The following is a 13,023-nucleotide window of genomic DNA, read 5'->3' on the forward strand; positions in this document are numbered from 1 at the left end:
AGCTTTAAGTGTACTGATATCAGCAATTATTTTTAAAAATCAGCAAACAAAAAATCCTAATATCTTTGACAAATTATTGCAGATATTAGGATTCTTATTAATTTATTTTATTCAATTTCTTTCTTGCCAGTGTAGAGTTCGTAGTAGTAACCCTTCTCCTTGAGAAGCTCTTCGTGGTTACCAGCCTCAATAATATGACCGTGGTCAAGAACTAAAATTAAGTCTGAGTTAACAATTGTCGATAAACGGTGCGCAATGACAAAACTTGTCCGCCCTGCTAACAGGTTATCCATTCCGGCTTGAACCAACTTCTCCGTTTGAGTATCAATGCTTGAAGTTGCCTCATCCAAAATCATAACCGGTTCATCAGCAATCATTGCCCTTGCAATACTTAATAGCTGCATTTGTCCTTGGGATAAATCGCCACCACTACCATCAATCACAGTCTTATATCCCTCATCTAAATTATGAATAAACTCATCAGCGTGTGAAAGGTGTGCTGCCTGGTAGACGTCATCATCGCTAGCTTCCATGTTACCGAAGCGGATATTGTCCATAATAGTTCCGGTAAACATGTGCGTTTCCTGCAGAACAATCGATAGTGACCGTCGCAAGTCATCTTTTTTGATCCGTTTAATTGGAATGCCATCATAGGTAATTGTTCCTGAACCAATTTCATAAAAACGGTTAAGCATGTTGGAGATAGTGGTCTTACCTGCACCAGTTTCACCAACTAGAGCAACTTTCATGCCTGGTTTGGCGTCAAGCGAGATGTTGTACAAAATCTGCTTATTAGGTGAGTACCCAAAGTTTACCTTGTCAAAAACAATGTGACCTTTAACGGTAACCTTCTTGACTGAACCATCTTTTTGCGGGACATTCCAGTACCATGAACCCTTGACATCGTTATTTTTCGAAATGGTGACATCGCCGTCATCAATTTCAACCGGTTCATCTTCCAAGTCGAAAATTCTTTTTGCACCAGCTAACGCCATAACAATTGAGTTTAATTGTTGCGAGATCTGCGCAATCGGCATAGCAAACTGCTTAGATAGCTGCAGGAAGGCACCAATTACCCCCAAAGACAAGGGAGCAATATGGTTAAGCGCAACAGCACCACCCAAAACGGCGATTAAGACGTAAAGCAAGTTACCAACATTTCCCATAATTGGGAATAAGACAGTAGCGTAAGTATTAGCTTTCCCTGCTGCATCTTCTAAGGCCTTGTTATAAACGTTAAAATCCTTTTCAACTTCAGGCTCATGACTAAAGACCTTAATTACCTTTAGCCCATTAAGCATTTCTTCGTTGTAACCGTTGACTTGACCCAATTCTTTTTGCTGCATTTGGAAGTAGTGTGATGAACGCGTAGTTAAAAAGCGCACAATTCCAATTGACAATGCAAAGATAATCAAGGTAAAAATAGTCAGCTGCCAGCTCAAACTAAACATCGCTGCTAAAACAAACACAATGTTGAGCATCGAGTTCATAAATTGTGGAATTGACTGCGAAATCATCTGCATCAGGGTATCAATATCATTAGTGTAGTGACTCATGATATCCCCATAATCATTCTCATCAAAATAAGAAATCGGCAATTTTTCCATATGTTCGAACATTTCGTTACGAACGCGATATTGTACTTTTTGTGCCAAAACGGCCATCAGCATTGCAAACAGGTAGTTTGATATAAAGCCGATAGCATAAAAGCCAAACATTACTGTAATTGCCTGCCAAAGTGGGCCAAAATTAGGATGAGCTTGCTTAGTCAACGGAATGATATAAACGTTAATTAAACGCTCGATAAAAAGCGAACCAATAACATTGGCACCGGCCGTCAATACAATAGCAATGATTGACGTAATTAACATCCAAGGGCTAGTATTCGCAATTAATTTGAGCAAGCGGTACAAGGTTGTGGTCCGCTGACCCTTCATACTTGTTTTTTTATTTTCTGCTGCTTTATCCAAATTTATCACCTACTTCTTTTGCTCTTCTTGGAATTTGGCAATTGAGCTGTAGAGATCATTACGCTCCATTAACTCGTCATGTGTGCCAATATCCTGAATCTTACCATCATCCATGACAACAATTCGGTCAGCATCCTTAATTGAAACAATTCTCTGTGAAATGATAATTTTGGTCGTTTCCGGCATGTCTTTTGCCAAAGACTCACGAATTTCCCGTTCAGTATGCGTATCAACCGCAGAAGTTGAATCGTCCAGAATCAAAATCTTTGGGTTCTTTAGTAAGGCACGAGCAATCGTAATTCTTTGTTTCTGACCACCAGAAACATTGTTTCCGCCTTGCTCAACCATTGTGTCGTATTTATCAGGCATTTCACGAATAAAGTCATCGGCGTGTGCAATCTTGGCAGCAGTTAGAATTTGTTCATCTGTTGCATGTTCATTTCCCCACTTCAAGTTATCCTTGATCGTACCGGAAAATAAAACATTGTTTTGCAAAACAACGGCAACATTATCACGCAAAGTCTTTAAATCATATGACTTAACGTTATGACCTGAAACGCGGACGGCACCAGAATCAGTGTCGTATAGTCGCGGAATCATTGCTACTAACGTCGACTTAGATGAACCCGTTTTACCAATAATTCCAAGTGTTTCACCCGGCTTAATATTCAAATTGATATTGTTCAAAGCAAGGTTTTTATCATCCGGATTGTACTTAAAATTAACGTGGTCAAAGATAACCTCACCATTAGTAACATGTTTTAATGGTTTACGCGGATTCTCAATTGATGGCTTTTCATTAATTACGTCAGCAATTCTCCGGCCACTTGCCGCAGAAACAACCAGCTGAGTAAAAATCATGGCCAAAATGTTTAAACTGTTCAAAACTGAATTTGAATAAGAAAACATTGAAATTAATTGACCGGCTTGCAAACTGCCGCCAACAATTTCTTTAGCACCGAACCAGCAAATAGCCAAATTGGAAATATTCAATACGGCCATGACCACCATCGCGTTGAGTGACATAATCTTTTGTGCCGTTGAGAAAAGCTTATAAATAAAACCGGAAGATTTTTTAAACTCTACGGTTTGCGGCTCTTCTTGAACGTAAGTCTTAACTTCGCGAATTCCCCGAATATTTTCGCGCACGACCTGGTTCATTCGGTCATATCCCCGAAAGATTTTAGGAAAATATGGGTTGGCACTCTTAATAATCAGGGCCATTAAAATGACAAAGATTGGTGCAATAACAACAAAGATTAGTGACAAACGTGGACTAATGATCAAAGACATAATTATTGAAACTATCAGCATCATTGGTGCTCTGACCGCAATTCTGATTAGCATTTGGTATGACATTTGAACATTGTTAACGTCAGTCGTCATTCTAGTAACAAGACTTGAACTTGAGAATTTATCAATATTTTCAAAAGAAAAATCTTGAACATGATAAAACATGTCCTTACGCAAATTAGCTGCAAAACCAGCTGCCGCATGTGCAGAAAAGTAGCTGGCTCCGGCACCTAAAACAAGCGAAACGATTGTGATTATCAGTAGTAAAAGTCCAGCTCTAGTAATATAAGGCATATTACCTTTCATGATGCCGTTATCAATTAAAATTCCAACCAGATATGGAATTAACATTTCAATGATAACTTCACCAGTAACAAAGAGTGGCGACAATAAGGATTGTTTCTTATACTGCCTAATTGATTTACGCAGTGTGTTAATCATCAAATACCTCTTTCTATCTATGTGAAATGACTTTCATATGTGCCTAAATTTTAAAAGGATAAATAGATTTTAAAATCTATTTATCCCTAAAAACATATAGTTAACTTAGTATAGCGCTTTTTATATTAAATAGCACTTTATTTATTTTTTGAAGCCGGATTAAAAACGGAACCAATAATTTGGTAATGGCGTCTAAACAACCAACGAACACCATAAGTAGCGGCAGCAATAATGATATCAGCAAAACCGGGTAAGACAGGATTAATCGCACGCAGAGCTGGAATTGACAATAGGTAAATAAGAACAATTAAAATTAGTACAATTGCACACATACCCAAAATCAATTTTGACCATGGTATCTTCCTATTTTTACCACCTGCAGGTAAAACCCAGTCATTATATTTCGTCATAAAAATGCCCATGCCGGCACCAACAATGACCAAAGTTAAGATTCCCATTTGTGAGTTGTTCTTTGAGTTAGGTGTAAATAAAGCAATCACACCAAAAAGACCGACAAATAAGGCAATATATAACAGAGCGCTATCAACAGCATATTGCCAAAATGGAATATCAGCCGCAGTTTTTACCTTAGGCTTTAACATGTCGGCAGCCTTTAACTTAGGTGACATGCCATAAAACGTACTGGCCGGTTGCCCATGACGTTGAGCTATTACCAAGTCAGACAGAAGACCGTCTACATGTTTAACTGCATCTTCTTCACTCATTGACCCTTGAGCTTCCAGTTCTTTTTGCAAACGGTAAACATAATCAGAGTTTTTATTGCTAAGCTGCTCACGCAATTGTGCGGGCTCTGTTTGCTTAACTTCGTCCTCCATGTTTTGGCTTGCAACTTTTTCCTTCAGCTTTTCTTGCTTAGAATTATCAATCTTTGACTGTTCTTCGTTATTTTTTTCTGCCATTATTTCTTCCTAAACATTAAATCTAAATTCAATAATGTCACCATCTTGAACTTCGTAGTCTTTACCTTCAAGACGTAATCTACCAGCTTCTTTAACTTTTTGCATTGTTTCATATTTATCTAAGTCATCATAGGAAACAACTTCAGCCCGAATGAATCCACGTTCAAAATCCGAGTGAATAACACCAGCTACTTGTGGGGCTTTCATCCCTTCATGGAATGTCCAAGCACGTGTTTCCGGACCGCCAGCCGTAAAAAATGTTCTGAGACCTAGAATATGATAAGCTGCCCTAATTAAGCGGTCAAGACCTGACTCAGTAACGCCTTCAGCTTCTAAAAATTCAGCTTTTTCATCGTCATCAAGACCAGCAATCTCTTCTTCGGTTGCTGCAGAAATGCCAAGGCACTCAGCCTTTTCACTTTCAGCATGCTTTTTGACAATCTGGAAGTACTGATCACTTTCGGGATCAGCCATTGATTCTTCCGCAATATTAGCAACATAAATGACCGGCTTAGCCGTTAATAAAAACAGCCCCTTAACAATCTTTTGTTCATCTTCAGTAAAATCAATTGACCGAACGGCCTTGCCTTCTTCTAGGACCGGCTTGATTTTTTCTAAAACATTGTATTCAGCTTTTGCTTCTTTATCATTTTGCTGGGCAATTTTCTTTACCTTATCAATGCGGCGATTAACAGCATCAAGGTCAGCGATTGCCAGTTCCAAATTAATAGTATTGATATCTTCTTCAGGATCAACTTTACCGGTTACTGAGGTAATATTATCGTCTTCAAAAGCACGTACCACGTGAATAATTGCGTCAGTTTGCCGAATATTTTCCAAAAACTTGTTACCAAGGCCTTCACCCTTAGAGGCCCCCTTAACTAAGCCAGCAATATCGGTAAATTCAAAAGTGGTATGGACGATTTTCTTGGCCGGAATTAATTCTTGAATCCGGGCAAGACGCTTATCTGGTACTTCAACCATTCCCACGTTTGGTTCAATTGTAGCAAACGGGTAATTGGCCATTTCAGCGCCAGCTTTAGTAATCGCGTTAAACAAAGTAGACTTACCTACATTTGGCAAGCCAACAATACCTGCAGTTAATGACATTCTTATCCTCTTCTTTTTTAAAACTAGTTATTATCTTGATTTAAACCTGGTAAAGCAATATCTTCTTTAAGCACATATAGTTCTTTTTTCGTATTTACCGGATCATTTGCCTTATGCAAAACTTTCTTTAGGTTATGCGTAAATTTTGCTCGCGGCATCATGACGATATGTCCGCACCCCATACATTTTAGCCGAATATCAGCACCTAAGCGCAAAATTTCCCAATCATTGGTTTTGCATGCATGTGGCTTTTTCATTAAAACCGTATCCGCTAAATTATAAGTGATTTCCTTATTCATCAAGATCGACACCTAAAATATCTAAAATGCGGTTTAATTCATCGACCGATGAGAAGCCAATCGACAAGCGACCGCTTCCCTTCTTACTTTCAGAAATATTAACGTTTGAACCTAGCTTATCTGCCAACTGATGTTCACTTTCACGAATAAAGGCTGACTTTTGGACTGTCTTCTTGCGATGCTTTTTCGCGTTCAGGTTAGCAACTAGGGCTTCAACCTTGCGAACCGGCATCCCTTCTTTAACGACCTGCTTTGCTACTTCATCAATTTTATCTTTGTTCTTAAGCCCCAATAATGTCCGCGCCTGTCCCATTGACAGTTCACCGCGTTGCAAGAGGTGCTTAGTTTTATTAGGTAAAGTTAGTAACCGGAGATAATTAGCGATGTACGGTCGCGATTTACCCATTCTTTTAGAAACCTCTTCTTGAGTTAAGCCCAAGTTCTTTTGCAGCATTTCGTATGCCTGAGCTTCTTCCAGCGGTGTTAAATCTTCACGTTGCAAGTTTTCTAAGACAGCAACTTCCATCATCTGACTTTCAGTAAAGTCACGAACAATTGCGGGCACGGTCTTTTTCTTAGCCATCTTTGAAGCGCGGAAACGCCGTTCACCAGCAATAATTTCGTAGCCATTAACCGATTTGCGCACGATAATTGGCTGAAAAACGCCATTTTCTTTAATTGAATCTGATAATTCCTTTAGTGTCTTATCATCAAAGTTTTTCCGTGGCTGGTAAGGATTCGGGCGAATAGCACTCAGGTCGATATCTTGAATTTCCTCCTCGGTTTCTTCAATCTGTGGTTCATCTTCAAATAAAGCTTCAATTCCGCGCCCAAGGCCGCCTTTTCTTCTAGTCTCTTTACTTCTTGAGTCTCTTTCCATGATTCTTTAACACCTCCTTAGCTAAATCATCGTATACCTTGGCACCCCGCGAGTTAGGGGCATATTCTGTAATTGCTTCGCCGTAGCTTGGAGCTTCAGCTAACTTAGTGATTCGTGGAATAATTGTTTTATACACTTTGTTAGTAAAGTAAGACTTCACTTCTTTAACAACTTCCGCACCCAAATTTGTCCGTGCATCAAGCATAGTCATCAATACGCCTTCAACGCCAAGATCTTTATTAAAGTGCTTTTGAACTAAGCGAATAGTATTCAGCAGCTGACTCAAACCTTCCATAGCATAGTATTCACTTTGCACCGGAATCAAGATTGAGTTGGAGGCTGTAAAAGCATTAATTGAAAGCTGTCCTAAAGATGGCGGACAATCAATAAAGATAAAATCATAGTTTTCACTAACCGCGTCAAGAGCTGCCTTAAGCCGAGTTTCACGGGCCATCATGCTGATTAATTCAGTTTCTGCACCAGATAAATTAATTGTTGCAGGCACTAAATCCAGTTTTTCAGTTGATGTGTGGAAAATCGTGTCTTTTAAAGGAACATCATTAATCAAAACACTATAGATATCTTGATCGATTTCCGACTTTTCAATTCCTAAGCCTGAAGTAGCATTACCTTGGGGATCAATATCAACAATTAAAACGTGATAGCCACGTTCAGCAATCGAAGCCGCCAAATTAATCGTTGTCGTTGTCTTACCAACGCCGCCTTTTTGGTTAGCAACCGAAATTACACTTACCATATTTTCCATGCTCAACCTACTTTCTCTTCAATTCAATCGTGATCATATAATCATCAGGATTATTATTTTCTTTAACCTTAACCTTGATGCCTGATTCTTTGGCTAATTTAACGGCACGCTTAATCGTGTTGATCTGTACCTTTAAATCCTTAGGAATCCGGTTAACGGCACGCTTGGTCTTTTCCGCTTTATCCTGTTCATGCGTTTTCTTATCTTCAAAGTAGCCGTCAACGTCTTTAACGATTTTTTCTGTATCGCTGACATTGAGGTTATTTGCTAAAATTTCATCAAGCACACGACCTTGATCTTTTTGCGTTAAACCAACTAAACAACGGCCATGACGAGGAGAAATTTCTCCGCTAGCAAGGTAACTTTGCACTTTTGGTGATAATTTTAATAACCGCATTTTGTTGGCAATATATGACTGCGACTTACCAATATTTTGTGCTAGTGCAGTCTGCGTTAAGTTATTTAACTTCATTAAATTATTATATGCTTGCGCTTCGTCAATTGGATTTAAATCTTCGCGCTGCAAGTTCTCAATTAACGCAAGTGAAGCTGCTTGTGCTTCATCCATATTGTTAACAATTGCTGGAATTTTATCCCAGCCTAAGTGCTTCGCCGCCCGATAGCGTCGTTCACCGGCAATAATTTCGTATTTATCGCCTTGTTCACGAACAACAATTGGTTGAAGCAAGCCTTCTTTGTCTAACGTTGAAGCTAGTTCACGAATCGATTCATCGGAAAACTCGCGCCTTGGTTGATAAGAATTCGGAATGATTTTAGTTAATTCAATATCTTGAATTTGTTTATCTTTAGGAATTTCATCACGATGTCGTAAAGAAGAAAATAATGACATATAAGAGTCCCCCTATTTATTGAATTGGTTTACGATGCGGTGTGCCCGCTTGCCGTGGATACTTTTTAGGTGTTGCTTTCACCTTTTGGACCAGAATCAGTGTCCGTTCCTCACTGCTAGTTGGCAGTTGGAGTTCCTCGGTCTGGATTACATTGCCCCCTAAGAGACTAATTGCCTTTTGGCCATCTTGCAGTTCTTTTTCCGCTTTTGGCCCCTTAAGTGCAACAAAGTAGCCACTTTTTTTAACTAGCGGCAGGCAATATTCGCTTAAAACTGCCATATTAGCCACTGCCCTAGCCGTCACAATATCGAATTGTTCGCGATAAAGTTTGTTTTGACCAACATCCTCAGCACGCCCATGAACAAGTGTCACATCTTGCAATTGCAATTTTTCAATTAAGTCCTGTAAAAAAGTTAACCTTTTCCCCAGTGAATCAACGATTGTTACCTTTAATTCTGGTTGCAAAATCTTGAGCGGAATCGACGGAAAACCCGCGCCCGCACCGACATCACAGACCGTATCACCTGGCTTAAAGACTTCAGAAAAAGTAAATAACGGCGTAAGACTATCAAAAAAATGTTTTAGGTAAACATCATCTTCTTCAGTTATCCGAGTAAGATTGACCTTCTGATTAGCCGCAATTAAGCTGGTAAAATATTGGTTAAATTGGTTGATTTGTTTTTCATTTAATTTAAAATTACGCTTTGATAATTCTTGGACAAATTGTTCAGGATTCATTTTTCACCCGTGAAACCTTGTTTCACACCCTATAAATTTAACGCTAAAAATGGCTTATTGTAAAGCTATTACATCTCTATAATTATGAAATATTTTTCGACAGTCGTCAAAGTCTAAATGAACAAAATAAGCTATAATATCGTCAAAGGAGATAAACATGATTATTACTTTAATTGTTTTAGCCTACTTAGCCTGGAAAGCATATAAGGGCTATCATACAGGTTTTACCAAATTAATTATTAATTTAATATTTGCGGCAATCGTCTTTATTGTGGCAATTTTATTTCAAAATCCCGTCGGTAATTGGCTTTATGGTCAAATTACCGGTCAAAACATTCAAACTACACTGACTCCCAGCGCTAATTTAATGATTTTTCGCTTTTTAGCCTTTTTCGTCATTCTTTTTATCGGTAAAATGGTTACTAAAGTTTTCAAAAGTTGGTTTCCAAGTAAAAATCCCCATTCAACTAGTTTTGGCTCACTGCTAGACAGCGTATTAGGCGCAATTGTTTCCTTTTTTGCCAGTTATTTCTTTGTTTACATTATCTTATCAATGCTCAATGCTCTGCAAAATCAATGGTTTATCCAGCAGACCTTAGATTCACCGTTTTTACGGTTCATCATTTACAGTACACCAGGTCTGTCTAACGGAATGTTTAACTACATCTTTAGTATTAGTCGAACAGCAGCATAAGCAAACTTTGAAACGCTATTTACGAAGCCTGAATCTGACCAGATTCGGGCTTTTTTATCGCGTTTAGTTTACTAAAGTTGGCTGTTAACAAATCATATATACTTTAAAAATTTAATTAGCTATTTTATTAATTGTTGTAGTAAACTATTTTTGGACAAAAAATTAAGTAATTATTTATGCGGATTATGCGGAGGATAAAGTGGAATCAAAAAATATTTTAAAAAAAGTCATGACGATTTCTGCTGCCGCTATACTGACGACACCAATTTATTGCAATAATTTAACGACAACTGTCAGCGCCGTAATAAATCCGCCAGCAAAACAAGATGCTAAACCTGCTATTGGTGTGGCCAAGCAGCCCGGTACAAATAACGCGATTAATGAAACTAATCTTGCAGATTCACAGACTAAAAAAGTTAAAACTTTTAAAGTCGCAATTGTCAAAAAGAATTACGGCATTTACCAGGGTAACTTCACTAATAAAAAGTCTAGCTCAAAGTATTTTCATCAAACCTTTAATGTTAACAAAACATTCACTCATAACGGACACCACTATTATTGGCTCAATCAAAAAGGAAAAAAAGCATTTGGTTATATTAACAAAAATGCTGTCGCTAAACCCAATCAAGCCAAAGTTGTTAAGGTTCCATATGTTAGCCAATATGTTCCGGTAAAAACGCCTTGGGGGTGTGCGGGCGCTTCAATGGCAATGCTTTTAGGCTCGCAAGGACAAAAAATCACTGCCAGCTTTTTAACTAAAGTTCAAAATCATCTGCCAATGCAACCCACTAAAGGTGGCCAAAAAGGTAATGTTTATACTGGTGTTGGCTTTGGGTATGTAATCAGCCCGGGCGCGCTAGCAAAATATGCACGAACTTTTAAGACCGGAAAAAAGGTAGTCAACATTTCAAGCAAAAAGTTGAGCCTAAACGATATCAAGATGTATGTTCAAGATGGCAGCCCTGTCTTGTATTACGGCTTTTCTTCTTACCAAAAACCTGGGGATAATCACCGCAATCACTGCAAGGTAATTGTCGGCTACCGCAAAGGGAAGTTTCTTGTCTACGATCCTCTGTATTATTCTGCCAATGACGGTGCTGGCACTGGCGGTAAGAACATGAACTATGACCATGGCGCAAAAGCTTGGCTAAAGAAAGCGACAATTCAACAAGAGTTTTGTCATAAAGCAATTACAATTAAATAAATTGAACAACAAAAAAAGTCGTAGCTAAATCTTACTAGTTAGCTACGGCTTTTTTAATTACTGCTTGTCACAAACGGATCAGCGCTTTTTATTGCTCAAAATTATCATACTCAACATGCTCATCGTTATAAACGAAAATTGCACCAATGCGGTCAGGATCATCATGCCAATTTGCAATTGGATGACCCGCAAAAAAGAGTCGCTTGCATTCAATTTCAGCTTGCACCGAATTTTTAGTAAATGTTGTCACGCCGGCCAGATCCGTTTCGACTGGATAGCCAGTTCGTGGATCAATCAAGTGATGGTATTTATGACCATCAACAATTAAATAACGTTCATAAGTCCCGCTAGTAACAGCAGAACATGCGGAAACCATGACTGAAGAAATATTTTTACCTCGTGGCTTTTTAGGATCTTGAATACCAACAGTCCATTGACCACTAGCTCGCTTAGGCGAATCGCCTACTAGTAAAATATTGCCACCAAGATTAATAATTCCTGCGCGTACGCCATAAGCACGCCAAAAATCACGAATCCGATCGGCAATCCAGCCTTTGGCAATTCCGCCTAGGTCAAGTTCCATACCTTCTTTTTGTAGAAAAACAGTCTGATTTTCATCATCTAAGTCAACACTGAAAGGATCCGTTAACTTCATTTTGGCTTTAATCTGTTCATCAGTTGGTACATGCGCGCCTTTAAAGCCAATCGCCCAAAGTTTGACTAATGGACCAATTAGGGCGTTAAAGCCAAAGTTTTCCCGACTTTGTTCTACGGCTAGCTTAACCAAATCATAAACCGCACTAGAGACCTGAACCGGCTTTTTACCAGCAGCATGATTAATATCCATTACTTCAGAATACTCACGGTTTACCGTTAACAGGTCTTCGTAGTGATCAATTAAATCAAATGACTCGTTAATTAATGTATCATCTGTTGTACCAAAAATTTGTAGAGTAATCGCTGTTCCTAAAGCGTGATGCTGTCCAACTGCTTGTTCTAAAGCTAAATTTTCAATCATTTGTGTGTTTTTTCCTATTTCTCCAAATACTTTTCTCTAATCGTTTCTTGCAGATTCTGATCAATTGCAAGTTCATTAACAATATAAGAATCAAGACTGCCATAATTTTCATTAACAGTAATTAAACTAGTGTCAAAAAAGGCATTGGCAACTGAACCTAATACACGCATATTGGCGCGAAAGCGGTCATTTTCACCCGCCTTTTTAAATTGCCGATCACGGCTTGCCCGGTAATCATTTAGCAGATAATTTGAATACAGGTAGTCCTGCCTGATTACTTCCAGATCAACGCCCAAAATGTATAACAAGATCACGGTAACTAAGCCGGTACGATCCTTGCCTTCGGAACAATGATAAAGCGTTGCACCATCATCTTCTTGTGCAATTAGTTCAATAATATGGTGAAAACTATGCTGTGCAGTTTCAGTCAAAATATGATTATGATAACGCCGACACATCATCCGAAAGCCCGCATACTGATCACGTCGATATTCTGCGAACTCCTTTTGCATATCAAGACCGTTTCCACCAGTATTGTCTTCAACTGAAAGTGGGCAACTATAATGTTTTACTCCAGCAATTGCTTGGTCAGGGTTTTGCTTGCATTCAGCCGGTGAACGTAAATCAATAATCTGCTTTAAGCCGTAGTCCACTAAAAACTGTTCGTCACTGGGTACAATCTTACTCATATTACCAGTTCTCAGTAAGCGGTGCTTTTTTACTTTACGTCCCAAAAGACCCGTATACCCACCGATATCACGTGGATTGCGCACAGATTTGATTGGTAAAACTACTGGATCAGACATAAGAATTTCCCTTCTAACCAAAAATAACCGGAT

13 protein-coding genes are annotated in these 13,023 nt (G+C 38.7%); 2 read left to right on the top strand and 11 right to left on the bottom strand.

The features are described 5' to 3' along the window. Positions 1-107: 107 nt before the first annotated feature. From J3U73_RS06175 to rsmG, 9 genes are all read right to left on the bottom strand, one after another. Positions 108-1,937, bottom strand: a complete 1,830-nt coding sequence (locus tag J3U73_RS06175; protein ID WP_220269663.1) for an ABC transporter ATP-binding protein — start codon at positions 1,935-1,937, stop codon at positions 108-110. Positions 1,938-1,979: 42 nt separating this feature from the next. Then, positions 1,980-3,704, bottom strand: a complete 1,725-nt coding sequence (locus tag J3U73_RS06180; protein ID WP_220269071.1) for an ABC transporter ATP-binding protein — start codon at positions 3,702-3,704, stop codon at positions 1,980-1,982. A gap of 137 nt (positions 3,705-3,841) precedes the next feature. After that, a complete protein-coding gene (locus J3U73_RS06185; protein WP_220269070.1) occupies positions 3,842-4,624 on the bottom strand; it encodes a DUF1129 family protein in 783 nt (260 codons plus the stop codon). 9 nt (positions 4,625-4,633) lie between these two features. Next, positions 4,634-5,734 (bottom strand): redox-regulated ATPase YchF, encoded by a 1,101-nt coding sequence (gene ychF, locus J3U73_RS06190; RefSeq protein ID WP_103752870.1) that lies wholly within the window; start codon positions 5,732-5,734, stop codon positions 4,634-4,636. Between the two features lie 23 nt (positions 5,735-5,757). Next, positions 5,758-6,033, bottom strand: coding sequence for a DUF951 domain-containing protein (locus J3U73_RS06195; RefSeq protein WP_220269068.1), 276 nt, complete (start codon positions 6,031-6,033; stop codon positions 5,758-5,760). Then, positions 6,026-6,913 carry a ParB/RepB/Spo0J family partition protein gene (locus J3U73_RS06200; RefSeq protein ID WP_267392508.1) on the bottom strand — a complete coding sequence of 296 codons (888 nt, stop codon included), beginning with the start codon at positions 6,911-6,913 and terminating at the stop codon, positions 6,026-6,028. Before J3U73_RS06200 ends, J3U73_RS06195 begins: the two co-directional genes overlap by 8 nt. Then, positions 6,891-7,670 (bottom strand): ParA family protein, encoded by a 780-nt coding sequence (locus J3U73_RS06205; protein WP_267410007.1) that lies wholly within the window; start codon positions 7,668-7,670, stop codon positions 6,891-6,893. Before J3U73_RS06205 ends, J3U73_RS06200 begins: the two co-directional genes overlap by 23 nt. A gap of 16 nt (positions 7,671-7,686) precedes the next feature. Continuing rightward, the gene (noc, locus tag J3U73_RS06210) at positions 7,687-8,529 is read right to left on the bottom strand and encodes a nucleoid occlusion protein (protein ID WP_267409871.1); all 843 of its coding nucleotides are present in this window, start codon (positions 8,527-8,529) and stop codon (positions 7,687-7,689) included. A gap of 16 nt (positions 8,530-8,545) precedes the next feature. Next, positions 8,546-9,268: a 16S rRNA (guanine(527)-N(7))-methyltransferase RsmG gene (gene rsmG / locus J3U73_RS06215; RefSeq protein ID WP_267392510.1), complete on the bottom strand. Its 723-nt coding sequence runs from the start codon at positions 9,266-9,268 to the stop codon at positions 8,546-8,548. A 157-nt stretch (positions 9,269-9,425) separates the two neighbouring features. Between rsmG and J3U73_RS06220 the strand changes: the two genes are divergently transcribed. Next, entirely contained in the window at positions 9,426-9,962 is a 537-nt protein-coding gene (locus tag J3U73_RS06220; protein ID WP_267409872.1) for a CvpA family protein, read from the top strand. A gap of 199 nt (positions 9,963-10,161) precedes the next feature. Beyond that, entirely contained in the window at positions 10,162-11,166 is a 1,005-nt protein-coding gene (locus tag J3U73_RS06225) for a C39 family peptidase (RefSeq protein WP_267409873.1), read from the top strand. A gap of 88 nt (positions 11,167-11,254) precedes the next feature. Here the strand turns inward: J3U73_RS06225 and J3U73_RS06230 are convergent, their stop codons facing one another. Continuing rightward, complete coding sequence (locus J3U73_RS06230) at positions 11,255-12,184, bottom strand: FAD:protein FMN transferase (RefSeq protein ID WP_103752864.1); 930 nt, start codon at positions 12,182-12,184, stop codon at positions 11,255-11,257. A 14-nt stretch (positions 12,185-12,198) separates the two neighbouring features. Further along, positions 12,199-12,990, bottom strand: a complete 792-nt coding sequence (locus J3U73_RS06235) for a tyrosine-protein phosphatase (protein WP_267392511.1) — start codon at positions 12,988-12,990, stop codon at positions 12,199-12,201. Between the last annotated feature and the right edge of the window lie 33 nt (positions 12,991-13,023).

Source organism: Lactobacillus sp. B4005 (assembly GCF_026536045.1).
Lineage (GTDB): Bacteria > Bacillota > Bacilli > Lactobacillales > Lactobacillaceae > Lactobacillus > Lactobacillus panisapium.